General features: G+C 70.2%; 20 protein-coding genes and 1 tRNA gene. 9 read left to right on the top strand and 12 right to left on the bottom strand.

The window, feature by feature from the left end; translation table 11 throughout:
• Positions 1-32 precede the first annotated feature (32 nt).
• Positions 33-503 carry a roadblock/LC7 domain-containing protein gene (locus FHX80_RS09950; protein WP_145763866.1) on the top strand — a complete coding sequence of 157 codons (471 nt, stop codon included), beginning with the start codon at positions 33-35 and terminating at the stop codon, positions 501-503.
• Positions 504-624: 121 nt separating this feature from the next.
• The gene (locus FHX80_RS09955; RefSeq protein WP_145763867.1) at positions 625-999 is read left to right on the top strand and encodes a hypothetical protein; all 375 of its coding nucleotides are present in this window, start codon (positions 625-627) and stop codon (positions 997-999) included.
• 7 nt (positions 1,000-1,006) lie between these two features.
• Here the strand turns inward: FHX80_RS09955 and FHX80_RS09960 are convergent, their stop codons facing one another.
• Both FHX80_RS09960 and FHX80_RS09965 read right to left on the bottom strand, forming a co-directional pair.
• Positions 1,007-1,573, bottom strand: a complete 567-nt coding sequence (locus FHX80_RS09960; protein ID WP_167523387.1) for a hypothetical protein — start codon at positions 1,571-1,573, stop codon at positions 1,007-1,009.
• Between the two features lie 94 nt (positions 1,574-1,667).
• On the bottom strand, positions 1,668-2,513 hold the full coding sequence (locus tag FHX80_RS09965) for a MurR/RpiR family transcriptional regulator (protein ID WP_145763868.1): 846 nt from the start codon (positions 2,511-2,513) through the stop codon (positions 1,668-1,670).
• A 259-nt stretch (positions 2,514-2,772) separates the two neighbouring features.
• Between FHX80_RS09965 and FHX80_RS09970 the strand changes: the two genes are divergently transcribed.
• Positions 2,773-3,198 (top strand): hypothetical protein, encoded by a 426-nt coding sequence (locus FHX80_RS09970; protein ID WP_145763869.1) that lies wholly within the window; start codon positions 2,773-2,775, stop codon positions 3,196-3,198.
• A 411-nt stretch (positions 3,199-3,609) separates the two neighbouring features.
• On the opposite strand, the gene FHX80_RS09975 is transcribed toward FHX80_RS09970, so the two are convergent.
• On the bottom strand, positions 3,610-5,019 hold the full coding sequence (locus FHX80_RS09975) for a cystathionine beta-synthase (protein ID WP_145763870.1): 1,410 nt from the start codon (positions 5,017-5,019) through the stop codon (positions 3,610-3,612).
• A gap of 155 nt (positions 5,020-5,174) precedes the next feature.
• Between FHX80_RS09975 and FHX80_RS09980 the strand changes: the two genes are divergently transcribed.
• The 3 genes from FHX80_RS09980 (at position 5,175) to FHX80_RS09990 (ending at position 8,812) form a co-directional block, all read left to right on the top strand.
• Positions 5,175-6,284, top strand: coding sequence for an SGNH/GDSL hydrolase family protein (locus tag FHX80_RS09980; RefSeq protein ID WP_145767189.1), 1,110 nt, complete (start codon positions 5,175-5,177; stop codon positions 6,282-6,284).
• A gap of 153 nt (positions 6,285-6,437) precedes the next feature.
• Positions 6,438-7,658 carry an acetyl-CoA C-acetyltransferase gene (locus FHX80_RS09985; RefSeq protein ID WP_145763871.1) on the top strand — a complete coding sequence of 407 codons (1,221 nt, stop codon included), beginning with the start codon at positions 6,438-6,440 and terminating at the stop codon, positions 7,656-7,658.
• A gap of 293 nt (positions 7,659-7,951) precedes the next feature.
• The gene (locus tag FHX80_RS09990; RefSeq protein ID WP_244318194.1) at positions 7,952-8,812 is read left to right on the top strand and encodes a hypothetical protein; all 861 of its coding nucleotides are present in this window, start codon (positions 7,952-7,954) and stop codon (positions 8,810-8,812) included.
• 105 nt (positions 8,813-8,917) lie between these two features.
• Here the strand turns inward: FHX80_RS09990 and FHX80_RS09995 are convergent, their stop codons facing one another.
• Together FHX80_RS09995 and FHX80_RS10000 are read right to left on the bottom strand one after the other, a co-directional pair.
• Positions 8,918-9,235, bottom strand: coding sequence for a hypothetical protein (locus FHX80_RS09995; RefSeq protein WP_145763872.1), 318 nt, complete (start codon positions 9,233-9,235; stop codon positions 8,918-8,920).
• A 266-nt stretch (positions 9,236-9,501) separates the two neighbouring features.
• On the bottom strand, positions 9,502-10,362 hold the full coding sequence (locus FHX80_RS10000; protein WP_145763873.1) for a Bax inhibitor-1/YccA family protein: 861 nt from the start codon (positions 10,360-10,362) through the stop codon (positions 9,502-9,504).
• Positions 10,363-10,660: 298 nt separating this feature from the next.
• On the opposite strand from FHX80_RS10000, the gene FHX80_RS10005 reads away from it, so the two are divergent.
• On the top strand, positions 10,661-12,181 hold the full coding sequence (locus FHX80_RS10005) for a ricin-type beta-trefoil lectin domain protein (RefSeq protein ID WP_244318195.1): 1,521 nt from the start codon (positions 10,661-10,663) through the stop codon (positions 12,179-12,181).
• Positions 12,182-12,280: 99 nt separating this feature from the next.
• Here FHX80_RS10005 and FHX80_RS10010 read toward each other — a convergent pair whose 3' ends face one another.
• The 5 genes from FHX80_RS10010 to FHX80_RS10030 all read right to left on the bottom strand — a co-directional run bounded on the left by FHX80_RS10010 (position 12,281) and on the right by FHX80_RS10030 (position 16,122).
• Complete coding sequence (locus FHX80_RS10010) at positions 12,281-12,694, bottom strand: DUF3592 domain-containing protein (protein ID WP_145763875.1); 414 nt, start codon at positions 12,692-12,694, stop codon at positions 12,281-12,283.
• Positions 12,695-12,771: 77 nt separating this feature from the next.
• Complete coding sequence (locus FHX80_RS10015; RefSeq protein WP_145763876.1) at positions 12,772-13,227, bottom strand: hypothetical protein; 456 nt, start codon at positions 13,225-13,227, stop codon at positions 12,772-12,774.
• 36 nt (positions 13,228-13,263) lie between these two features.
• A complete protein-coding gene (locus FHX80_RS10020) occupies positions 13,264-13,845 on the bottom strand; it encodes a hypothetical protein (RefSeq protein WP_145763877.1) in 582 nt (193 codons plus the stop codon).
• Between the two features lie 25 nt (positions 13,846-13,870).
• The gene (locus tag FHX80_RS10025; RefSeq protein WP_145763878.1) at positions 13,871-15,457 is read right to left on the bottom strand and encodes a hypothetical protein; all 1,587 of its coding nucleotides are present in this window, start codon (positions 15,455-15,457) and stop codon (positions 13,871-13,873) included.
• 579 nt (positions 15,458-16,036) lie between these two features.
• Positions 16,037-16,122: transfer RNA gene (locus FHX80_RS10030), tRNA-Leu, on the bottom strand.
• Between the two features lie 678 nt (positions 16,123-16,800).
• On the opposite strand from FHX80_RS10030, the gene FHX80_RS10035 reads away from it, so the two are divergent.
• Complete coding sequence (locus tag FHX80_RS10035; protein ID WP_145763879.1) at positions 16,801-17,571, top strand: ABC transporter ATP-binding protein; 771 nt, start codon at positions 16,801-16,803, stop codon at positions 17,569-17,571.
• Between the two features lie 215 nt (positions 17,572-17,786).
• Complete coding sequence (locus tag FHX80_RS10040) at positions 17,787-20,315, top strand: ABC transporter permease (protein ID WP_145763880.1); 2,529 nt, start codon at positions 17,787-17,789, stop codon at positions 20,313-20,315.
• A gap of 106 nt (positions 20,316-20,421) precedes the next feature.
• Here the strand turns inward: FHX80_RS10040 and FHX80_RS10045 are convergent, their stop codons facing one another.
• Positions 20,422-21,726, bottom strand: a complete 1,305-nt coding sequence (locus FHX80_RS10045; protein ID WP_145763881.1) for an SAM-dependent methyltransferase — start codon at positions 21,724-21,726, stop codon at positions 20,422-20,424.
• A gap of 365 nt (positions 21,727-22,091) precedes the next feature.
• On the bottom strand, positions 22,092-23,477 hold the full coding sequence (locus FHX80_RS10050; RefSeq protein WP_145763882.1) for an NAD(P)/FAD-dependent oxidoreductase: 1,386 nt from the start codon (positions 23,475-23,477) through the stop codon (positions 22,092-22,094).
• Between the last annotated feature and the right edge of the window lie 6 nt (positions 23,478-23,483).

Below are 23,483 nucleotides of genomic sequence, written 5' to 3' on the forward strand. Positions count from 1 at the left end.
CGCTCAGACAGCGTGCCGGAAGGAGACAGCTGATGGTGCCCGAGGCCGAGGTCCAGAACGTACTGGCCGAACTCCAGCGGCTGCGGGCGCGGGTGCCGCTCCTCGCGGGCGCCCTGGCGGCCAGCACCGACGGACTCGTCCTCGCCCATGACACCCCGGGGGTGGAGGCCGAAGGGGTCGCCGCACTGACTGCGGCCGCCCTCGGCGTCTCCATCCGGATGACGGAGGCCACCGGCCGCGGCGGCTTCCGCGAACTTCTCGTACGGGGCGAGACGGGCTACATCGCGGCGTACGCCGCGGGGTCGTCCGCCGTGCTGACCCTGCTGGCGGAGGACCGGATCAACGTCGGCAGGCTCCACCTGGAGGGCCGCCGGGCCGGCACCCGGATCGGTCAGCTCGTCGACGCCGCACTGGAACGCACCCCGCAGCCCGCGCCCGGCGCACGCGCACCGGCGCAACGCCCCCCGCAGCAGCCCGGCACGCTGCCCCACCGCACGACATGACGCGGGCGGCACCGGCACCCCGCGACACGGGCCGCCAACCGCCACCCGCACCGCACAGAGCTCCAGCCCACAGAAACGGAACCGGCCGTCGCGGCCGGTCAGGGAAAGGAATCAAGCACTCATGGCGAACACCGAAGCGTCACTGAAGGAAGCGATGACGTCCATCGAGGGCACCGTCGGTGTCGCCCTCGTCGACTACACGAGCGGCATGGCGCTGGGCACCCTCGGCGGCGGCAAGGAGTTCAACCTGGAGGTCGCGGCGGCGGGCAACACCGACGTCGTACGCGCCAAGCTCCGCACCATGGAACACCTGGGCATCCAGGACGAGATCGAGGACATCCTGATCACCCTGGGCGGCCAGTACCACATGATCCGGCTGCTCAAGACCCGTGGCAACAACGGCCTGTTCCTCTATCTGGTGCTGGACTCCGGCCGCGCCAACCTGGCCATGGCCCGCCACCAGCTGAGGAAGATCGAGGCCGAGCTGGACGTCTGACCGACCGTCAGCGGGAGCGCCGCGCCCCACCGGGCGCGGCGTCCCCGGCCACCGGCCCGGTCGTCCGGTACGCCTCGATCTGCTTGCCGGCGGGCCGCCCGCGCTCCACCCGGTCCGTGCGCACCCAGTACAGGGCGTCGTCCCGGCGCTCCCACTGCCCGATCCGGACGGCCTTGGCCCAGAGTCCGGCCCCGGCCCCCGCGAGCAGCAGCCCGCCCGCCCCGGGCAGCACGCACGCGCTCGCGACGGCCACGAGGAACGCCCCGAGCAGCCACCAGCGGTGTCCGCGACGCCAGTTGCGCGCGGTCGCGGCCCGGTCCTGGAGGAAGTCGGTACGGCCGGCCCGGGTGGCGCCCCGGGCGAGTGCGGCGTACCGCCCGCCGCGCGCCAGTGCCACGACGGCCATCGTGACCAGGAACAGCGCGGCCCCGGTCAGCAGCCCGATGCGCCGGCCGGTGAGCCCCGGCACCAGTGCCCCGATGGCCGCGGCGAGCAGCCCCGGCCACCACATCGGCGCCGCGCCCGCCCGTACGATCACGGCCACTCTCGCCAACGACTGCGCTCCGCGCCCCATGTCCGTACCCCTCTCGACGGGTCCCGTGCTCGTTCCGTGGGCGCAGATTAAGGGCCGTGGATGAGCGAAGTCTGAGAATCGGAGGGATACGTGCTCACTCGATGAACAGGCCCCGCGCCGCCGCCCTCGCGTCGAACTCCTCCAGCCGCGCCTGCGCGTCCGGCAGGGCGTCGCACATGGACTCCAGCAGCACGCGCCCGAGCAGCATCGGCGCACACGCCGTGTCGAAGGCGAGCCCGGTCCCGACGGCGGCCGGGATCAGCAGATCGCTGTGCGCGGCCACCGGGGCGAAGGCGGAGTCCGCGACCGAGATCACGGCCAGTCCCTGTTCCCGCGCGTACGCGAGTGCGTCCACGACCTCGCGGGGGTGGCGCGGCAGTGCGAAGCAGATCAGCGCACTGGCCCCGGCCCGGCGGGCGGCGTCGATCCGGTCGTGCAGCATGCTGCCGCCCTCGTCGAGCACCCGGACGTCGGGGTGCACCTTGGCGGCGAAGTACCCGAAGCCCCGGGCCTGCGAGGAGGCGGCGCGCAGCCCCAGCACGGGCAGCGGGCGCGAGGCGGCGAGCAGCCGCCCGGCCCGCTCGACCGGCGCCGGGTCGGCGAGCAGCTCGGCGAGGTGGCGCAGGTTCTCGATCTCGGCGTGCACCGCCTGCTGGTACTCGTTGTACGTGTCCTGCGCGCCGCCCGCGACGGGCCCGGCCGGGGTGACCTCGCGCAGATGCCTGCGCAGCGCCGGGTACCCGTCGAAGCCGAGTGCGACGGCGAACCGGGTGACGGAGGGCTGGCTCACCCCGGCCAGTTCGGCCAGCTCGACGCTGGACAGGAACGGGGCGTCGCCGGCCCTGCGCACCATCGAGTGCGCGATGCGCCGCTGGGTGGGGGTGAGCCTGCGCCCCTCGAACAGCTGCTGCAACCTCGCGGCCGGGCTGCTCCCGCTCATCCTGTCCCCTCGGTAGGTCCGTCGCGCCACCATCCGGCACCGACGAATCCATTCAGCCAGCAAGGCGTCTGCATGTCCATATGCAGCCACCCGTCGCCGGGCCCGTCCGGGCAGGCCCGCTCACCCGGCGGGCCTGCCCGGATGCTGCGGACGTCTTTACGCGCTCGGCCCCGGCGACCGACCCCGGCGCTCGTCCTCCGTGCAAACAGGGGGGTTAGCCCCACTGACCCGGCCGCCCCCGGCTTCGTACCGTAAGGCCATGGACGCACCCGACACCGAGCTCAAGAAGGAGCTCGACGCCACCCTTCAAGCCCGCAGTGAGCTGGGGACCGAGTACGAGTCCGCGCTCGTCGAGTCGTTTCTGGAGAAGGTCGAACAGCGGCTCGACGGCACGCTCGACCGACGGGTCAGGCGTCATCTCGCGGAGCAGCAGATCGTCGTCGCCAGGGGGGCGCGCTCGCCGGAGCCTCCCCTGGGGCATTTCGGTGAGCGGTACGGATTCGCGATCATCTCGCTGGTCCTGGCCATCCCGCTGTCGGCCATCGGCGTCGCCAACGCGGGCATCCAGGGGCTGGTCGTGGCCTGGCTCGGGATCGTCGGCGTCAACGTCCTCCAGGCCGCCCGCCGGGGGCGGCTGTTCCGTGGCCGGGACAACGAGCGGCCGAAGTCCGACTGGGAGGACTGAGACCGGCCGCGTGGCGGATCACCGGGTGGAGGCGTACGCCTGACCGGTCACCCGGTCGCGGGCGTGCCGACGCTCCCGCACGAGACGTTCGGCGTGCCCGAAGTGCGCGGGATCCCCGCGCACCGATGTGTCGAAGCTGTATCGCGGGGACCGCCGCACCCCCGGTTTCCCAGGGGTCGGGACAACGGCGGTCCCCGCGAGGGACGCGGTCCGGGTCAGGGCCGGCCTCGCATCCGGGCGACAGTGGAGGTCCGGGAGCCGCTCCGTAGTCCGTGTCGCCGTATCGGTGCCGGCGGGTTTCCCCGCCGACACCCACCAATCTGCCCGAGCCGTGTTAAGCCGGTGCTGCGGGAACGTGTCGCGCTCGTACCGTTTCCGCGAAGCCCTCGCTCGGGCCGTCGCGGAGACGGCCTACGGCTTGACGACCGGCGTCGCGTCCTTGGCGAGGAACGCGAGCAGGTCCTGCCTGCTGACCACGCCCTTCGGCTTGCCCTCCACGAGCACGATCGCCGCGTCCGCCGCGCCCGTACCGCCGAGCACCGCCATCAGGTCCTCGACCGGTTCGCCGGAGCCGACCTGCGGCAGCGGCGACGACATGTGCTTCTCCAGCGGGTCGGCGAGCGAGGCGCGCTGGGCGAAGAGCGCGTTCAGCAACTCGCGCTCGACCACCGAGCCGATGATCTCGGCGGCCATCACGTCCGGGTGGCCCGCGCCGGGCTTCACGATCGGCATCTGCGAGACGCCGTACTCGCGCAGGACGTCGATCGCCTCGCCGACGGTCTCCTCCGGGTGCATGTGGACGAGCGTCGGGATCGGGCCCGCCTTGTGGTCGAGGACGTCCCCGACGCGTGCGGAGGGACCGGGGTCCTCCAGGAAGCCGTAGTCCGCCATCCACTCGTCGTTGAAGATCTTGCTCAGGTAGCCGCGCCCGCTGTCCGGAAGCAGGACGACGACCACGTCGTCCGGCCCCAGCCGCTTCGCGACCTCGAGGGCGCCGACGACCGCCATGCCGCAGGAGCCACCGACCAGCAGGCCCTCCTCCTTGGCGAGCCGGCGGGTCATCTGGAAGGAGTCCTTGTCGGACACGGCGACGATCTCGTCGGTGACCGTCCGGTCGTACGCCGTCGGCCAGAAGTCCTCGCCGACGCCCTCGACGAGATACGGCCGGCCGGAGCCGCCCGAGTAGACCGAGCCCTCCGGGTCCGCGCCGACGACCTTGACCGCGCCGCCGCTGGCTTCCTTCAGATAGCGGCCGGTGCCGCTGATCGTGCCGCCGGTGCCGACCCCCGCCACGAAGTGGGTGATCTTCCCGTCCGTCTGCTCCCAGAGCTCGGGACCGGTGGTCTCGTAGTGGGAGCGGGGGTTGTTCGGGTTGGAGTACTGGTCGGGCTTCCAGGCTCCGGGCGTCTCACGGACCAGCCGGTCGGAGACGTTGTAGTACGAGTCGGGGTGCTCGGGGTCGACCGCCGTCGGGCAGACGACGACCTCGGCCCCGTAGGCACGCATCACGTTGATCTTGTCCGTGGACACCTTGTCCGGGCAGACGAAGATGCACTTGTATCCCTTCTGCTGCGCGACGATCGCCAGGCCGACGCCCGTGTTGCCGCTCGTCGGCTCGACGATCGTGCCTCCGGGCCGCAGCTCGCCGCTCTGCTCGGCGGCCTCGATCATGCGCAGGGCGATCCGGTCCTTGACCGAGCCGCCGGGATTGAAGTACTCGACCTTGGCCAGGACCGTCGCCTGGATGCCGGCAGTCACACTGCGCAGCCTCACCAGCGGGGTATTGCCTACGAGGCTGATCATCGAATCGTGGAATTGCACCGTGTACTCCGGGGTCTCCGAGATGGTGCGGCAAGAGTATGCGTACGGGCGCGAGATTGGGCGAAGCGATTGAACGACGGCCCCTAGGGGGCAGTTAGCTCTGTGTACGGCGGTACGGCAACAAGGAGGTGGACCGGACTGTGTCGAGGGCACGGGTGGCACGGCGGATCGCGGCGGGCGCGGCCTACGGTGGCGGCAGCGTCGGGCTGCTGGGCGCCGCGGCGGTAGGCGTCGTGCTGGCGGAGGTCCAGCTGGCGAAGCGGCTGGTGGGCGGCGGTGTCGCACCGGTCCCGCCGAGCGCGGACGGGCGCTACGGAGTGGCGTTCGCCGGACCGGCGGACCCGTTGCGGCTGGGGCTGCTGGGGGACTCCACGGCGGCCGGGCAGGGCGTGCGCCGGGCCGGGCAGACACCCGGGGCGCTGCTGGCCTCGGGGCTGGCGGCCGTCTCGGAGCGGCCGGTGGATCTGCGGAACGTCGCGCAGCCGGGAGCCCGGTCGGACGATCTGGAGCGGCAGGTCTCGCTGCTGCTGGCGGACCCGGCCCGGCCCCCGGACGTGTGCGTGATCATGATCGGGGCGAATGATGTGACGCACCGGATTCCCGCGACCCAGTCGGTGCGCTGTCTGACCACGGCGGTGCGGCGGCTGCGTACGACGGGGGCCGAGGTGGTGGTCGGCACCTGCCCGGATCTGGGCACGATCGAGCCGGTCTACCAGCCGCTGCGGTGGATGGCCCGGCGGGTGAGCCGGCAGCTGGCGGCGGCGCAGACGATCGGTTCGGTGGAACAGGGCGGGCGCACGGTGTCGCTGGGCGACCTGCTGGGCCCGGAGTTCGAGGCGAACCCGCGGGAGCTGTTCGGTCCGGACAACTACCACCCCTCGGCGGAGGGCTACGCGACGGCCGCGATGGCGCTCCTGCCGACCGTCTGCGCGGTGCTGGGGCTGTGGCCGGAGTCCGACCGTCTGGACGGCGCCCGGCGCGAGGACATGCTGCCGGTGGCCAAGGCGGCGTCCCAGGCGGCCAAGGAGGCCGGTACGGAGGTCACCGGGGCGCGGGCACCCTGGGCGCTCCTCAAGCACCGCAGGCGGCGGCGCCTGCCCGCCGTCACGGAACCGCACCCCCACCCTCACCCCCATCCCCACCTGCCTCCGCATGCGCACCCGGATCCGGAGGCGAAGGGGGAGCCGCACGAGGAGCCGGGCGGCTCCACCCGGGCGGAGCGGCGTCCGGACACCGACACGGGCCCCTCCCGCCGGCCCGTGTGAACGGGGCGTCGCACCGCCACCGACAACTGACTGAGCGGTCGCTTAGAAAAGAGGCCCGCATCACACGCCCTGTCGGGTGACCTCAGCAGTACGTCCGGGTAACTTCCAGAGCAGTCCAGCCAGCCAGCCTTCCAGCCCTCATGGAGCCGCGTGATGCCCGAAGCCGTGATCGTCTCTGCTGCCCGTTCCCCCATCGGCCGGGCCTTCAAGGGCTCGCTGAAGGACCTGCGGTCGGACGACCTGACCGCCACGATCATCCAGACCGCACTGGCCAAGGTCCCCGAGCTGGATCCCAAGGACATCGACGACCTGATGCTCGGCTGCGGCCTCCCCGGCGGCGAACAGGGCAACAACCTGGGCCGCATCATCGCCGTGCAGATGGGGATGGACCACCTTCCCGGCTGTACGGTCACCCGCTACTGCTCGTCCTCCCTGCAGACCAGCCGCATGGCACTGCACGCCATCAAGGCCGGCGAGGGCGACGTGTTCATCTCGGCCGGTGTGGAGATGGTGTCCCGGTTCGCCAAGGGCAACTCCGACAGCTGGCCGGACACCCACAACCCGCTGTTCGCCGAGGCCGAGGCCCGCACCGCGGCCCGCGCCGAGGAGTCCGGCGCGAGCTGGCACGACCCGCGCGAGGACGGCCTGCTGCCGGACGCGTACATCTCGATGGGGCAGACCGCGGAGAACCTGGCCCGGACCAAGGGCATCACCCGTCAGGACATGGACGAGTTCGGCGTCCGGTCGCAGAACCTCGCCGAGGAAGCCCTCAAGAACGGCTTCTGGGAGCGCGAGATCACCCCGGTGACGACGCCGGACGGCACGGTGGTCTCCAAGGACGACGGTCCGCGTGCGGGCGTCACCCTGGAGGGCGTGCAGGGCCTGAAGCCGGTCTTCCGCCCCGACGGCCTGGTCACCGCGGGCAACTGCTGCCCGCTCAACGACGGCGCCGCGGCGCTCGTGATCATGTCCGACACCAAGGCGCGCGAGCTGGGCCTGACCCCGCTGGCCCGGATCGTCTCCACCGGCGTCTCCGGCCTCTCCCCCGAGATCATGGGCTACGGACCGGTCGAGGCGAGCAAGCAGGCGCTGAAGCGGGCCGGGCTGAGTGTCGGCGACATCGACCTGGCCGAGATCAACGAGGCCTTCGCCGCACAGGTGATCCCGTCCTACCGGGACCTCGGCCTGCCGCTGGAGAAGGTCAACGTCAACGGCGGCGCCATCGCCGTCGGCCACCCCTTCGGCATGACCGGCGCGCGGATCACCGGCACGCTGATCAACAGCCTGCAGTTCCACGACAAGCAGTTCGGCCTGGAGACGATGTGCGTGGGCGGCGGCCAGGGCATGGCGATGGTCATCGAGCGACTGAGCTGAGCGTGGCGTCGGGCCCTGCGCGGCCACGCAGGGCCCGTTTCCTCGGATCCTTCGGGCCTTTCGGGGCCTTCCGGACCGCCAGCGTGGCCGGTTCCGAGCCCCGTCCGTGACCGAATCTCCCCCAGGATGTGACCTATCTCCTGGGGGAGAGTCATTCCCGCAGGTCACACTCACATCAGTGCTAAACCCCAGGCACAAAGACCTGTCCAATTCGTGACGTAATGCACTGACACATGGTGTCGGTACAGGCCAAGCTGATGTAGGAAGTCGGGGGATCGATTGAAACCGGGAGTATGTCAGTGAGCGCCATGCCTCTTGCCCTGTTGCTGACCACCGCCGCTGCCACGGCCGTGGGCGCTGCTGCTCTGCACGCCGCTCACGGGCTGCGTAGGCAGGTATCGGCCCTGCGGAGGGAGCTGGCCGACGGCCGCGCCCAGGCCGCCGCCGTCCCCGCCCAGACCCGTCACGACGCCACTCCCGCCGCTGAAATACGTGCGGCCGTCGCCGAGGCGCTGGCCGAGGAGCGGGAGCGCGAGCTCGCCGAGGCGCGGGCCTTCTGGGCCACGCAGGAGGCGCGCGACGCCGCCGACGCCCCGTCCCTGCTGGGCGGCCTGGCCGGAATCGGCGAGGACGCCCCGTTCTTCGTCCCGCGCCAGGCGGACTTCGCCGGCCTGGAGGCGATGGACCTCGACGCCGCCGAGGCGCTGGAGGAGCTCACGGAACTGGCCGAGCTGGCCGAGATCACCGAGTTCCCGGAGATCGCGGAATTCGCCGAGGACTCCCCCGAACTGGCCGCGGCCCGTCGCCGTCATCCCTCGCACCCCGACTTCGTGCCGGTTCAGACACCCGTTGTCACCGATCACGAGCGTACAGTGAACCGCCTCGAAGAGCTCGCCGACAGTCGTACGGAACTCTCCGACGTGCGCCCCGGCCCGCTCGGCACCCTCGACGTCTACGTCTTCGCCGACGGCACCACGCTCTGCATGACCCCCGGCCACCGTGAGACGGCCGAGCGTCTGGCCGAGTCGCTGCGGTCCGGTGAGCACCCGGTGCTGCTGGGCGGTTCCGGCGTCTCCGGTGCGTACGCGCTGACGTTCTCGTGCGGCAGGGACAATGTCTACATACTGGCCGACCGCGTCATCGCGAGCTTCTAGCCCGCGGACCGGTCGTCCGGCCCCTCCCCCGATACCGCGGCCCTCGCCGGCCGCTGCCGCGGGCCACCTCATGCAAGGACACCGCACGCACCGAGCCCGTACCGCCTAGGCGAACGCCCGCGCGGTCGCTTCCTCGACGAACAGCACGGCCTCGTCCAGCTCCGCTGACGGGGCCATTTCCAATGCCACGGCCAGATCCCGCCCCGCGACGGCGAGTTGGTCGCCGATCGCGAAGATCCCGGCGTCCGGCATGGTCCTCGGCTCCCGGCCCGGCGCCTCGATGTGCTGGGCCCGCACCGCCAGTTGTCTGGCCGCGGCCAGCCCTTCGGCCGCCGCTCCCCGCTGCAGCCTGCTCTGCGGGGCGGCGCGCAGCCGGTCGGCGAATCGGTCCACGGCGATGATCAGGGGCGTCGTATCGAGCACTCCGCGACCCTACGCGCCCCTCCAGGACGGTCGCCAACGGGCCGATGCCCAGGCAACGGTGCCGGGAGAAGGTCAGCCGGCCGCGGAGCGAACAGGGCCTCGCCCACGAACACGCGAGGGCCATCATCCACACGTACGGCCTGCGAAGAGCGGCCGGCGAGCTTCCGCAGCCCCCGTCCCCGCGAAACGGAAGCGGCCCGTAGGCTCCTTCGACGGAGCCTGCGGGCCGTTCACGCGTGATCAGCGGTCCGACGGGACCAACAGTTCTAGTCGTCGCCGCTGAGGATGGAGAGCAGGCGCAGCATCTCCAGGTAGATCCACACCAGGGTCATGGTGAGGCCGAAGGCCGCCAGCCAGGACTCCTCGCGCGGGGCGCCGTACGCGATGCCGTCCTCGACCTGCTTGAAGTCGAGAGCCAGGAAGCACGCGCCGAGGATGATGCCGATGACACCGAAGAGGATGCCGAGGCCACCGCTGCGGAAGCCGAGGCCGTCACCGCCACCGAACGCGGCGAACAGCAGGTTGACCACCATCAGGAGCATGAAGCCCATCGCGGCGGCCATGACGAAGCCGTAGAACCGGCGGGTGACCCGGATCCAGCGCATCTTGTACGCGAACAGCACACCGGCGAAGACACACATGGTGCCCATCACCGCCTGCATCACGACGCCCGGCCCGATGTACGTGCTGACGGCGCTCGAGATGACCCCGAGGAAGACACCCTCGAAGGCCGCGTACGAGATGATCAGCGCGGGAACCGGGGTGCGCTTGAAGGACTGGACGAGCGACAGCACGAAGGCGATCAGCGCGGCGCCGATCGCGATGCCGTACGACTTGCCGAGGTTGGCCTCGTCGACCGGGAGCAGGGCCCAGGCGAGCGCGGCACCGACCACGACCGTGCCCAGCGTCAGCGCTGTACGGGTGACGACGTCGTCGATCGTCATCACACCTGAACGCACCGGCGCCTGCGGGGCACCGTACTGGGCGTCCGGCTGGGCGTAGGGGTTGGTGGCGTACGGGTTGGCACCCGCTACTGGGGCCCCGGCCTGCGGTGCCGCGTTGAAGTTCGCGTAACCGTTGTCGCGGCTGAAGCCCCGTCGCGAGAAGACCGGGTTGCTGCTCCTCATTTCACTCCTCCATGGCCACCCAGCGCGGCCTTGGAACAAGAGTAATGGGTAGGCAAAACAAACTCCCTAGTGCCAGGGGAGGATCTTTCCGCGTCCGCCGGGCGGCGGTGCCGGCGGTGGGACGGGCGGTCACGCCGGACGGTGGGCCGGGCAGTGGCCGCGTACGTCGGCCTGCTCTCGTGCGTCGCGATCCCGGCCGGGCCGGCCATCCGTCGGGCACCCGGCGCCTTCGCCCATTCGGTGCCACCGCGACGGACCGCGCGTCGGATGCGGGGCGCGCGCCGCGCCGGACTGCAAGATGCTCCGGACATGGACATACAGGCGCATACACAGACACACACAGACTCCGACCCCCGAGGACGGTCCCGTGGATTTCGCGTATTCCGAGGCCCGAGGTCGCGGTATGCCGAGGCTGCTTCCCTTCGCCGCATTGGCCCTGTGCACAGTACTGAGCCTCTCCTGTTCCCCCACCGCGTCCCGCCCCACCGCCCGGGACTCGGTGTCCGCGTCGTACCTGGAAAGGCAAGCCCCGAGGAATCCTTCGGGATGTCTGCACACGCTGGTGGGTGTGGCACATCCCGACGACGACCTCTACTTCACCGACCCGGATATCAGCCGGATGATCCGAGCGGGCTGCCCGATGACGACGATGTACCTCACGGGGGGCGACGACGGAAAGAGGCGCCGGGCGGCCCGGGACTACGTCGGGCGCCGGGAGGACGGCGTGAAAGCGGCCTACGCGGAACTCGCGGGAGTGCCCGACCGCTGGACCGAGGAGACTCTGCGGGTGAACGGCCGCGGCATCAGATCGCTCCGGCTCGACAACAGCAGGGTGAGACTCGCGTTCCTGGGACTGCACGACGGGCTTCCCGGCGGTCAGTCACCGGAGAGCATGTTGCGACTGTTCCTGGAGGAACGGAAACAGATCCAGGTTTTCCAGGGCTCGGAGAGCTACACCGAGCAGCAGTTGCTGAAGACCCTGTCCGAGTTCGCCCGGCAGGAGCGGGTCGAGCAGATTCTCACCATGGACTACGACAACGCCTCCTTCGCGTTCAGTCTGAACGGCCGGCTCGACCATGCCGACCACGGCATCGGAGCACGCTATTTCAGAACGGCGGGGTACATTTCCGGGATTCCGGTGCGGTCCTATCTCGGATACACGATGTCGAGGTTGAAGCCCAACCTCGATACCGGCCAGGTCAGGGAGAAGGAGGCCTCGGTCCGGCGGTACCTCGCGAAAGTCCTCTGCGGCCCCACGGACGCGGACTGCGATAACGCCGAGGTCCACAGCGGCCGGCTCCCGCGTGATGACGCGGACTGGGTTCATCGCCAGTACGAGCAGGTGCACCGGAATCCCCGCCCCGGGGAAATCATGGGAGACATCGGCAGAACCACCGAGTTCACCGGCCGGGAGCCGGAACAGTGTCTCGCAGCGGTCAGGGCGGCGGCCGAGGACGGCGCGGTCCGGATCGAAAGCTGCGACGGGTCCCAAGGACAGAAGTGGGACTTCGGATCGGACGGAACGATCCGGTCAAGGCTCTACGCGGGCCACTGCCTCACCAAAATCACTGACAGCGCGGGACTGGCACGCTGCGAAGCGGCGGACACGGGACAGAAGTGGAGCCGTAAGCCGTGGTCGAGCCCTGCCTGGAAACGGAAGGCCTGGCTGATCGCCGGAGAAGGCAACGCCTGTCTCCACCAGGACGACCGCTCGCTACCCTCCCGGTGGAACGCGAAGGACCATCAGCATCCGAAGCTGGGATTCATCGGCTGTGACGCGCAGATCCAGCCCGGTCTCTACTGGCGCTGGCAGGGCTGACGGAAGGTTGCTCGGGTGCTGGGCGGAGGGTGCCGGGTGGCGGATGGCGGACGGCGGATGGCAGATGGCGGGTGCCGGGTGCCGGGTGTCGGCAACCGGTCAGGAGAACAGGTTCTGCGGGAAGTCGGTCAGGAACATCACCAGCACGAGCGCCATCAGGACCAGGCCGACGGCCCCCTCGGTCAGGGCCGCGCGCGGGCTGCCGGCCAGCGTGGCGGTTCGCTTCGGGTCGGCGGGGTCGTAGCGCACCGTGACCCGCGCCCCCTCGACGAAGCGCCTGTTGCTGCCGTCCTGGAACTCGACCCACTCCCCGTTCTGCGCGGTGAACGCGAAGACGTGCCAGGCCCGCCGGTCGTTCGACGAGCCGGTCGCCGTGTCGCGCTCGTACACCCGGATGCAGCGCGCCGGCGCGGAGACACCGGAGCGCGCCCCGCGCAGTTGCTGAGCGGTCCGCCCCAGGGACCTGAGCGCCACCAGGGCGACCACACCGATGAGTACGTACGAGGTGTTCATGGCTTCCTTGGTCCGTTGATGTCTTGCCCCGTGCTTCCCGCCGGTGCCGCGACCGGCGATGTGCGCCGGTCGCGGCACTAGCCGTTGCGCAGCCTGTCGACGAGGAAGCCCACCGCGCAGCCCACCAGCAGAACCGCCAGCTGGACCAGGAAGGTGATGACCGTGAGGTCGCTCCCCTGGGACACGTAGATCACCAGTTGCAGGGCAACGGCGGGTGCGAAGGCGGCGAGGCCGTGCCGTACGCGCGAATCCCGTGACGGCGAGCGGTGCAGGGCCGCCGCGGCCCAGGTGCCGAACGCGAAGCAGAGAGCGGACGGCAGGTGCAGGAACAGGATGGTACGGGCGGGCGAGGCCACGTTCGACGGGTCGTCACCCGCCACCCAGTCCCATACGACCACCGCGACGGCCAGCTCCGCGATCAGGGTCACCAGTATCCCCGCGGCCCAGGGCAGCATCAGGTCCAACAGCCGCGGCCTGTCCCCGGCGGGGGCGGGGGCGGGAGCGTACCCGCGGTGTGCGTCAAATCGGGACATCGGGCTGCCTCTTCGTCATCGGCCGTCGCTCGGGCACTACTTCACCTTGATGCTGTCGACGATCTTCGTCCGGTCCGCATCGCTCAGCTTGCCCGCCTGGGCGTCGATGCGAACGGAGTAGATCTTCCCCGCGGAGTCGACGCCCGTGACGACGACGCCGTTGACCTCGGCACCCTTCGGGGGCGACTGCGGCACACCCGTACCGGTGTAGCTGAAGTCGATGCGCTTCGCGCCCTCCGCGCCCTTGATACCGGCGTCCTTGGTGTCCTTCACCTCGGTGGTCGCCATGAGGAGGGCCCGGCCGACCGAGGCCGCGTCGTCCCCGTTCGAGGCGTTGGCGAAGCCGCTCTGGATCGACACCTTGACCGTGGGGCGGCCCCCCTCGCTGCGGAGAGCCGCGGCGTCGTTGAGCTTGCCGCGCTCCGCCTTGCTCTGCTCGGTGAGACCGGCCGGATAGGAGAGCGACACAGTCGGCCCCGACAGCTCCTTCCAGCCGCTGGGCGCGGCCGGTGCGTCCTTCTTCTCCGCGCCGCACGCGGAGAGCGTCAGGCCGGCGGTGAGGACAGCGGTCGTGACGGCGACGGCCTGCACGGTCCGGCGGAGGGAACGGTAGGTCATGATCACGTCTCCTTGTGCTGGTCGATCAGTTCGCACAGTAGCTGTACGGGACGAAGGAGCGCTGCCCGTTGGCGGGAGCCCCCAGGAACTCGGCCTTCTGCAGGTTCTTCTCGCTCTCGGAGCTGGTGTAGGCGCCGTTGATGCCCGCCACCTCCAGATTGACGTCGAGGCCGATCTCCTCGGACGAGGAGGAACCGTCGTACTCCTGCTTGCTGACCTGGCCATGCTGGAACGCGTAGTGGCCGAACGGGTCATCGGTGCCGGGGTCCGTGGTCGGAACCGGCGTGCCGGTGAACAGGTAGTTGAACGCACTGTTCATACCCTGCCCGGAGAACATCTGGGCCTTGATGCGGTCGGACTCCTCCTTGGAGAGGTACTTGTCGTCGAGCGGCACGGTGGTCGTGATGACCTCGGTGGTCGTCCCGCCGCCCTTCTTGTTGCCGTTGACGTCGCCCTTGACACCGGCGTTGGCGTCCAGCTTCCCTTCAAGGGTCCGCGTCATCGTGATGCTCTTGACCTTGCCGGTCTTGCTGTCGACCGTGACGGTGATGGCACCCGCCGCCGAACCGCTCGCCTCGGCACCGGCCTTGACCGGCCCGGCCTCACCCTTCGCGTACGCACCGCCGCTGGCCTTGGCCTGGTAGGTGTACGCGTCGGTGTTGTTGATGTGGTTCTGCGTCAGGGTGACCTCCTGGGACTCGGAGATCTCGAGGCCCGCCTCGATGGTGGCGCCGGGCTTGGGGGCCGGGGTGGTCGTGCCGTCGGGGTTGGTCGTGTCCGGGGTGTTCAGCCCTGCCCCGAACTGGAACCCGGCCTGCGCGGCGACCTCCAGGCTCAGCTTCTGGGTGGTGATGTGCTTGTTGCCGAGCCTGTCCTCGATGTTCTGCTTGAGGCGGCTCTCCTTGGCCTTCGGCCCCTTGCCGAACCAGCTGGCGACCTCGGTGGCGCCACCCACGACCGGGCTGAGGTTGGAGAGCTTGTTCAGCCGGTTGAGCTTCTTGTACTCCTGAAGGTCCTTGCGGAACTGGTCGGCTTCCTTCTGGCTGTTGAACACCCAGGTATCACCGGTGGTCACCGTGAGCCCCGCGCCGATCTCGACCTTGTCCTTGCCCACGTCGCCGAACTTGATCCGGGCCTTGGGCTTCTCCGTACCCTTCACCGAGGCGGCGTCCGTGAAGGTGAGCGAGACCTCCTCGTCCTTGCTGTCGATCTTTCCGTCCCCGTTGACGTCCGTATTGGCTTTGGACGTCGTCTCCTCGAAGCCGAACTCGCCGCCGAACTCGATCCCCAGGGTCTCGAACGAGACGCCTATCTTGCCGCCCTGGGTACCCGACTTCGTGACCGTCGCACAGGTGATGGGCTGGAACTCGGCATTGGGATCGCCGCTCGCCTCGCCCCCCTTGCCCGTGTCGCACGCGCCGCCACTGCCGCCGCCGATCGATGCGACAAGGCACTGGATCCGTTGGCTGATCTGCCCGCCGAGGCCGGCCACCGCCATACCGCCGATGAGGGAGACGACGACCAGAATCGTCCCGAGGTACTCGAACGCGGTGGCACCCCGGTCACCCCGTCTGCTGCTGGGTATGTGCTCCGGATACCTCGTCCGTGGCATGGCTTTGTCCTCCCGTATGGCCTTAGGGCAGGGAGGTTATGAGAGGGGCGCCTGTGACGTCACGGGCCCGTGGGCCCAATCCAGGTCCCAATTCGGAGACGCCACGGGGCCAGCAGGGCCCGCCCGGTGGACAAACGGGGATTGAGCAGGTCCTGACGGCGCATCCGGGCACGCACCGGCAGCGTACGGATGTCCTCCCCGACCGCCACGTTCCGCCGGGCGTTGTCCGGGAGGTACAGCTGCCTGCGCGACAGGGTGCCGAGAGGCCGCGGAGTTCCTGGAACGGCCCGCCACTCACACCCGGGAGTTCACGCCTGCCCGGTCGCCAACGGCTGCGAGCGCTGGGGCCATCACAGCGGCTCGAGTGCTCGGGCCGTCACGGCGGCGGCGAGTGCGGAAGCCGTCGAGGGCGCCGCCCCGGCCACCACTTCATCCGATGGCTCGCGACCTCGCCGGCCTTGTTCTTCCGCTCCGCGATGTACGACCCCACAGCGAGATATCGAGGAAATGGCGCGCCCACTACCCAAAAGGGAGATATCGGGAACGGACCCGTATGCGGGACCGCCCATGTGCGCGCGATGGTGCCCGGAGCCGGACTCGAACCGGCACGCCCCCGAGGGGCAGCGAGGTTTAAGCTCGCCGTGTCTGCATTCCACCATCCGGGCTTGGCGCGCGGCTCCGCGTTGGCACATGACCCTATCCGTGGGGCTCCCCCGATCAGCCGAACAGTGGCTCGATGTTGTCTTATTTTATTGACCGTTTGAGGGTGCGTCAGCACACCTGGGAGGCATAGCCACACGCCTGGCAGGGTTGTGGGCGCGGCGACCGGCGATCCGAATTGACGGAAATTCGCCGCACCCACACAGTCGATACGCCAGGAGCGCGCCATGGATCGCCAGGGGCGCGCCACCCCTGCCGGGTGACGGTGTCGTCGACGCGGCGCGGAACCGGGCGCGTGCCAGGCCCTCCGGGTCCGCCGGGACCGCGTTTGTGATCATGAACACTGTGCCATGCCCGGGCAGCACGGTGACGAGCACGTCGTCCGCATCAGCCGCCGGGTCCGGTCGGCCGGGGCCCGCCGCAGTGGGGCGCCCGCCGCGACGGGGGCCTGCCGGGGCGTCGTCCGTCTCAGGGGCGGTGTCATACCGCAGGAGGACGAGGGGACCCTCCGGTGCGACTCAAGGCGGCCCCCGGAACGGGCACCGGGACTGACGACCTGAGGCGAAGCGGCGGAGACGATGGAGCAGTGCCTTCGTGGCAGGCGCCGCCCCGGCTGCGCGCCTTCCTCCGGACCCGGCCCGAAGGCCTCTCCGTCCCGTACGAACCCGACCCTGGAGTTTCCCGTGACCACCATGACCACCGCTCACCGCACCACCGCGGTGGCTGCCCGCGCCACGGAACTGTCGAAGGTCTACGGGGAGGGCGAGACCAAGGTGACCGCGCTGGACCGGGTCACCGTGGACTTCCCGCAGGGCGAGTTCACCGCGATCATGGGCCCGTCGGGTTCCGGCAAGTCCACGCTGATGCACTGCGTGGCCGGTCTCGACAGCTTCAGCAGCGGATCGGTACAGATCGGCGAGACGGAGCTGGGGTCCCTCAAGGACAAGCAGCTCACCCAGTTGCGACGGGACAAGATCGGGTTCATCTTCCAGGCGTTCAACCTGCTGCCGACGCTGACGGCGCTGGAGAACATCACGCTGCCGATGGACATCGCGGGCCGCAAGCCGAACCAGGACTGGCTGCGCAAGGTCATCGACATGGTGGGCCTCGCCGACCGGCTGAAGCACCGGCCCACCGAGCTCTCCGGCGGCCAGCAGCAGCGCGTCGCGGTGGCCCGCGCCCTGGCCTCGCAGCCGGAGATCATCTTCGGTGACGAGCCGACCGGGAACCTGGACTCGCGCTCCGGCGCCGAGGTCCTCGGCTTCCTGCGCAACTCGGTGCGCGACCTGGGCCAGACCGTGGTGATGGTGACCCACGACCCGGCGGCGGCCTCCTACGCGGACCGGGTGATCTTCCTCGCGGACGGGGCGATCGTGGACCAGATGATGCACCCCACCGCGGACGGGGTACTGGACCGGATGAAGGCGTTCGACGCCAAGGGCCGCACCAGCTGATCCCCGGGCCCCGCGCCCAAGGGCCGCACCAGCTGAGTCCCGGGCCCCGCGCCCAGGGACCGCCCCGGCTGACCTCCGAGCCCCCGTCCAGGGGCCGTACCGGCTGAGAGCCCCGGGCCCTCCCCGAGGGCCGCAACACGCCGGGCCCCGGCCGCTGCCGGGGCCCGCAAGTGACCCCCCGTCCGGAACCCCTCCCGATCCCAGGACTGACAGACATGTTCCGTACCGCCCTGCGCAATGTGCTCTCGCACAAGGCCAGGCTGCTGATGACCGTCCTCGCCGTGATGCTCGGCGTTGCCTTCGTCTCCGGCACTCTGGTCTTCACCGACACCCTCGGAAACGCCTTCCGCAACCAGTCGGCGAAGAACTACGACGACGTCGCCGTCGCGGTCACCACCCACGCCGACCAGCGCGACGCGCAGACGCCCGGCGTCAACGCCGCCACCCTGAAGAAGATCCAGGGCCTGGACGGCGTGGAGAGCGCCACCGGCCGGGTCTCCGGCTTCGCCGGGGTCGCCGACCCCGGCGGCAAGCTCATCGGCAACGGCTGGTCCAACACCGGTGCCAACTTCGCCCCCGGCAAGGACGGCAAGGACGCGCAGTACGCCTTCAGCGACGGCACCGGCCCGACCACGGACGGCCGGATCGCCCTGGACGCGGAGACCGCGAAGAAGGGCGAGTACAAGGTCGGCGACAAGGTACGGGTCGCCACCAACGGACCGGTGAAGGAGTACACCCTGTCCGGGGTCTTCACCACCGAGGACGGCGCGGTCAACGCCGGCGGCAGCCTGGTCCTCTTCGACACCCCCGTCGCCCAGAAGCTCTTCCTGCGCCCCGGCGAGTTCCAGACCGCCTCCGTCACCGCCGCCCCCGGCGCATCCGACCAGCAGCTCCTGACCGCGGTGAAGCCACTGCTGCCCAAGGACGCCGAGGCCAAGACGGGCAAGGCGCTCGCCGACGAGCAGGCCAAGCAGATCGAGTCCGGGCTGAGCAGCCTCAACAAGCTGCTCCTCGCCTTCGCGGGCATCGCCCTCTTCGTCGGCATCTTCCTCATCGCCAACACCTTCACCATGCTGGTCGCCCAGCGCACCAAGGAACTGGCGCTGCTGCGTGCCGTCGGTGCCTCGCGCCGCCAGGTCAAGCGCTCGGTGCTGCTCGAAGCCGCCGTGGTCGGTCTGATCGCGTCCGTCGTCGGCTTCGTGCTGGGCCTCGGTCTCGCCACCGGGCTGCGGTCCGCGATGAGCCTGATCGGCGGCAAGATCCCGGCCGGTCCGCTGGTGATCGCCCCGACCACGGTCGTCGCCGCCTTCGGTGTCGGTGTCCTGATCACCGTGCTGGCCGCCTGGCTGCCCGCCCGCCGGGCCGCGAAGATCCCGCCGGTCGCGGCGATGAACAGCATGCACGCGGTGGCCACCGTGAAGTCCCTGGTGCTGCGCAACTCGATCGGCGCGGTCATCACCCTGCTCGGCGCGGCGGCGATCATCGCCGGTGCGGCGCAGTCCGGAACGAATGCCCAGCTCGCCATCGCGGCCGGTGCCTTCCTGGCGCTGATCGGCGTCATCATCCTCATCCCGCTGCTGTCCCGCCCGGTGATCGCCCTGGTCCGCCCGCTGCTGCAGCGGCTGTTCGGGGTCTCCGGCAAGCTCGCCGCACAGAACGCGGTCCGCAACCCGCGCCGCACCGGGGCCACCGCCTCCGCGCTGGCGATCGGTCTCACCCTCGTCACCGGCATCTCGGTGCTCGGCGTCACCCTCGGCCAGGCGGTCGACCGGATGACGACGGACAACATCAAGGCCGACTACATGGTGTCGATGGCGAGCGGGGACTCGCTCGACGAGTCGGCGCTCACCGCCCTGGAGAAGGCCGACGGCGTCACCGCGGTCTCGCCCCAGCAGGCCGTCTGGCTGGAGATCGGCGGCGCCGGGCTCTCGGCGTCCGGCGTCACCCCCGGTGATGTGCAGAAGGTCCTCGCCGTCGACACCGTCTCGGGCTCGATGGACTCCCTGAGCAGCGGCGAGATCGCCGTCTCGGAGAAGACCGCGAAGTCGAACGGCTGGAAGACCGGGGACAGCGTCCCGGTCACGTACGACGACCACAAGAAGGAGAACCTGAAGGTCGGCGCGCTCTACAAGGACAACGACTTCCTGTCGCAGGTGCTGATCCCCCGCGAGACCGTGGCCCCGCACGAGGGCCGTGCGGACATCCGCGAGATCTGGGTGAAGACGGAGGGCGGCGCGAGCGCGGCCAACGAGCAGGCCGTGGTGGACGCGCTGGGTGACAACCCCGGCATGAGCGTCATGGACCGTCAGGACATCAGGGACATGTTCGGCGGCTCCATCAACCTCGCGATGAACATCATGTACGGGCTCCTGGCGATGGCCCTGATCATCGCGGTGCTCGGGGTCGTCAACACCCTGGCCATGTCGGTCTTCGAACGGCAGCAGGAGATCGGCATGCTGCGGGCGATCGGCCTGGACCGGCGCAAGGTCAAGCGCATGATCCGGCTGGAGGCCGTGGTCATCTCGCTGTTCGGCGCGGTGGTCGGCATCGGGCTCGGCCTGTTCCTCGGCTGGGCGATCGGGCAGACCGTGTCGTCCGACATCCCGCAGTACGCGCTGGTCGTGCCGTGGGGCCGGATCGCGCTCTTCCTGCTGCTGGCCGGGCTGGTGGGGGTGCTGGCCGCGATGTGGCCGGCCCGCAGCGCCGCCAGGCTCAACATGCTGACGGCCATCAAGACGGAGTAGCGCCGCACGGCACACGGCAGAGGGCCGGTACCCGCCACCGCGGGTACCGGCCCTCTGTGCCCTCCGCTGCGTCCGTCCGGCTCAGGGACTGCCGGGTGGGGACCGCTCAGCCGGTCGCGGACGCCTTCCAGTCGCGGGCGCGCAGCGGCATCCGGGCGGAACCGCCCTGCGCCGGACGGACCGCCAGGATCTGGTTGACGCCGATCTTGTTGTGCTCGAAGGAGAGCGCGGAGGCGGCCATGTAGAGCCGCCAGACCCTGGCCCGGCCGGGCGAGGTCATCCTCACCGCGAGGTCCCAGTGCTTCTCCAGGTTGGCGACCCAGCGGCGCAGGGTCAGTGCGTAGTGCTCGCGGAGCGATTCGACGTCGCGGGCCTCGAAACCGGCTTCTTCGAGGGTCGCGACGGTCCGGCCGAGCGGAGCCAGTTCGCCGTCCGGGAAGACATAGGCGTCGATGAACTCGTCCACGTGGTACGCGGTCTCGTCCTTCTCCGGGCGGCGGGCGATCTGGTGGTTGAGGAGGCGCCCGCCGGGCTTGAGGAGTGCGTAGAGGTCGTCGGCGTACTCGCGGTAGCGGACCGAGCCGACGTGTTCCGCCATGCCGATGGAGGAGATGGCGTCGTACGGGCCGTCCCTGACGTCCCGGTAGTCCTGGACCCGGATCTCGATCCGGTCGGTCAGTCCCTCTTCGGCGATGCGCTTCCTGGCGAAGGCGGCCTGTTCGGTGGAGAGGGTCACACCGGTGACCCGGGCGCCGTAGTCGCGGGCCGCGTGGATGGCCATGGAGCCCCAGCCGCAGCCGACGTCCAGGAGGCGGTCGCCCTCCTTCAGCGCGAGCTTGCGGCAGACCAGGTCGAGCTTGTCGCGCTGGGCGTCCTCAAGGTTCCCGTCGTCCTCCCAGTAGGCGCAGGAGTAGACCATGGACGGGCCGAGGACCAGTTCGTAGAAGTCATTGCCCACGTCGTAGTGGTGGCTGATGGCCTCCTTGTCGCGGCGCTTGGTGTGCAGGGCTCCGGCGCGGCGCCGTACCTCCTCCGGCGGTGGAGGGGGCGGGGGCCAGGGTCCGGCCAGTTGCAGCAGCCCCTTGGCGGCTGCCCGCAGTTTCGGGTCGCGGACCGGGTGGAGGCTGTCCTTCGCCTCCGCACCGCGGTCCCAGATCAGCCCGGCGATCAGGTCCAGGGCCTCGTACAGATCGCCGTCGATGTCGATTTCCCCGGCCACCCAGGCGCGGGCGAGGCCCAGTTCGCCCGGCTTCCACAGCAGCCGGCGCAGGGCGCGACGGTTCCTGACGACGAGGGCGGGGGCATCGGGTGGACCGGATTCGCTGCCGTCCCAGGCCCGGATCCGGACCGGTAGGGGTTCTCCCAGCAACTCCTCGGCGAGAGCGGTCAGCCGCAACGCGGCGTCTGCCATGGCGCACACCTCCGTGATGGTGTTTCCCAACGTGCCCAGACATGCCCACACATGTCTCCGACCACGCCCCGGCACCCGTTTGGCGCCGCAGCGAGGTACACCCCCCTCAACAGTGTCCGGCGGCCCGGCCATCCCGCTACCGCGCAATGGAACGGCAAAATAGCTGCACAGGCCACGCATCCGCCGGGCCACTGGGTCCGGCCCCCCTGCGCCGCGTCCCGCTCCGATACGCCCCGATACGCCGAAGGGGCCGCCCGCACCACGGATGGCGGACGGCCCCTTCGGGCGTCGTGCGACTGCTCTGCGCGGATACGGGTATCCGCGGGCGGACCGGGAGGTGTTGGGCCTCCGGTCCCGGGTGCGCGCTAGGAGGCCTTGGCCTTCTCGCCCACCGGCTGGGCGGCGGCGGGTGCCGGGGCCGGCTTGGCGGCCTCGTAGAACTCCTCGCGCGGCGTCTCCATGGCGCCGAGCGAGACGACCTCGCGCTTGAGGAACATCGCGAGGGTCCAGTCGGCGAAGATCCGGATCTTGCGGTTCCAGGTCGGCATCGCCATGCCGTGGTAGCCACGGTGCATGTACCAGGCGAGGCGGCCCTTGAACTTGATCTTCATCTTGCCGACGACGATCATCGCGACGCCCTTGTGCAGGCCCAGACCGGCGACCGCACCCTTGTTGGCGTGGCTGTAGTCGGCCTGCGGGAAGCCGCGCATCCCGGAGATGACGTTGTCGCCGAGGACCTTGGCCTGACGCAGCGCGTGCTGGGCGTTCGGCGGGCACCAGGCGTTCGGGTTGCCGGCCTTGCGGCCGACCAGGTCCGGAACCTGGGCGTTGTCGCCCGCGGCCCAGATGTAGTCGGTGCCCTGCACCTGGAGCTTCTCGGAGGTGTCCACGTGACCGCGCGGACCGAGCGGCAGGCCGAAGCGGGCCAGCGCCGGGTTCGGCTTCACGCCGGCCGTCCACACGATGGTGTTGGAGTCGACCTCCAGCCCGTTCTTCAGCACCACGTGACCGTCGACGCAGGAGTCCATGGAGGTCGAGAGGAAGACCTCGACACCGCGGGACTCCAGGTGCTCCCGGCCCCAGACGCCCAGCTTCGGGCCTACCTCGGGAAGGATCTTGTCGGCGGCGTCAACGAGGATGAAGCGCATGTCCTCGCGCTTCACGCTCGTGTAGTACTTCGCCGCGTCGCGGGCCATGTCCTCGACCTCGCCGATGGTCTCCGCACCGGCGAACCCGCCGCCCACGAAGACGAAGGTGAGCGCCCTGCGGCGGACCTCCTCATCGGTCGTCGAGTCAGCCCGGTCCAGCTGCTCGAGAACGTGGTTGCGCAGGCCGATGGCCTCCTCGATGCCCTTCATACCGATGCCCTGTTCGGCCAGGCCGGGGATCGGGAAGGTGCGCGAGACGGCGCCCATCGCGATGACCAGGTAGTCGAAGGGCAGCTCGTAGGCCTCGCCGACGAGCGGCGCGACCGTGGCGACCTTGCGGTCCTGGTCAATGGTCGTGACGCGGCCGGTGAGGACCTCGGCCTTCGGCAGAACGCGTCGCAGCGGGACGACGACGTGCCGGGGCGAGATGCTGCCGGCAGCAGCTTCGGGGAGGAAGGGCTGGTAGGTCATGTACGACCGGGGGTCGACGACCGTGACGGTCGCCTCTCCGTAGCGCATCTTCTTCAGAATGCGCCGAGCTGCGTACAGGCCTACGTACCCACCGCCTACTACGAGGATCCTGGGACGCTCCGTGGTGCTCATGCCATC

The sequence above is a fragment of the Streptomyces brevispora genome, assembly GCF_007829885.1.
GTDB classification, from domain to species: domain Bacteria; phylum Actinomycetota; class Actinomycetes; order Streptomycetales; family Streptomycetaceae; genus Streptomyces; species Streptomyces brevispora.

Excerpts from the sequence above, each read along its gene's own strand:
- FHX80_RS09960 (WP_167523387.1), bottom strand. The coding sequence starts at position 1,573 with ATGGGGCGCGGAGCGCAGTCGTTGGCGAGAGTGGCCGTGATCGTACGG.
- FHX80_RS10020 (WP_145763877.1), bottom strand. The coding sequence starts at position 13,845 with ATGACCTACCGTTCCCTCCGCCGGACCGTGCAGGCCGTCGCCGTCACG.
- FHX80_RS10015 (WP_145763876.1), bottom strand. The coding sequence starts at position 13,227 with ATGTCCCGATTTGACGCACACCGCGGGTACGCTCCCGCCCCCGCCCCC.
- FHX80_RS09990 (WP_244318194.1), top strand. The coding sequence starts at position 7,952 with ATGTCAGTGAGCGCCATGCCTCTTGCCCTGTTGCTGACCACCGCCGCT.
- FHX80_RS09970 (WP_145763869.1), top strand. The coding sequence starts at position 2,773 with ATGGACGCACCCGACACCGAGCTCAAGAAGGAGCTCGACGCCACCCTT.
- FHX80_RS10040 (WP_145763880.1), top strand. The coding sequence starts at position 17,787 with ATGTTCCGTACCGCCCTGCGCAATGTGCTCTCGCACAAGGCCAGGCTG.
- FHX80_RS09950 (WP_145763866.1), top strand. The coding sequence starts at position 33 with ATGGTGCCCGAGGCCGAGGTCCAGAACGTACTGGCCGAACTCCAGCGG.
- FHX80_RS10050 (WP_145763882.1), bottom strand. The coding sequence starts at position 23,477 with ATGAGCACCACGGAGCGTCCCAGGATCCTCGTAGTAGGCGGTGGGTAC.
- FHX80_RS10025 (WP_145763878.1), bottom strand. The coding sequence starts at position 15,457 with ATGCCACGGACGAGGTATCCGGAGCACATACCCAGCAGCAGACGGGGT.
- FHX80_RS10045 (WP_145763881.1), bottom strand. The coding sequence starts at position 21,726 with ATGGCAGACGCCGCGTTGCGGCTGACCGCTCTCGCCGAGGAGTTGCTG.
- FHX80_RS09985 (WP_145763871.1), top strand. The coding sequence starts at position 6,438 with ATGCCCGAAGCCGTGATCGTCTCTGCTGCCCGTTCCCCCATCGGCCGG.
- FHX80_RS10000 (WP_145763873.1), bottom strand. The coding sequence starts at position 10,362 with ATGAGGAGCAGCAACCCGGTCTTCTCGCGACGGGGCTTCAGCCGCGAC.
- FHX80_RS09965 (WP_145763868.1), bottom strand. The coding sequence starts at position 2,513 with ATGAGCGGGAGCAGCCCGGCCGCGAGGTTGCAGCAGCTGTTCGAGGGG.
- FHX80_RS10010 (WP_145763875.1), bottom strand. The coding sequence starts at position 12,694 with ATGAACACCTCGTACGTACTCATCGGTGTGGTCGCCCTGGTGGCGCTC.
- FHX80_RS10005 (WP_244318195.1), top strand. The coding sequence starts at position 10,661 with ATGCTCCGGACATGGACATACAGGCGCATACACAGACACACACAGACT.
- FHX80_RS09955 (WP_145763867.1), top strand. The coding sequence starts at position 625 with ATGGCGAACACCGAAGCGTCACTGAAGGAAGCGATGACGTCCATCGAG.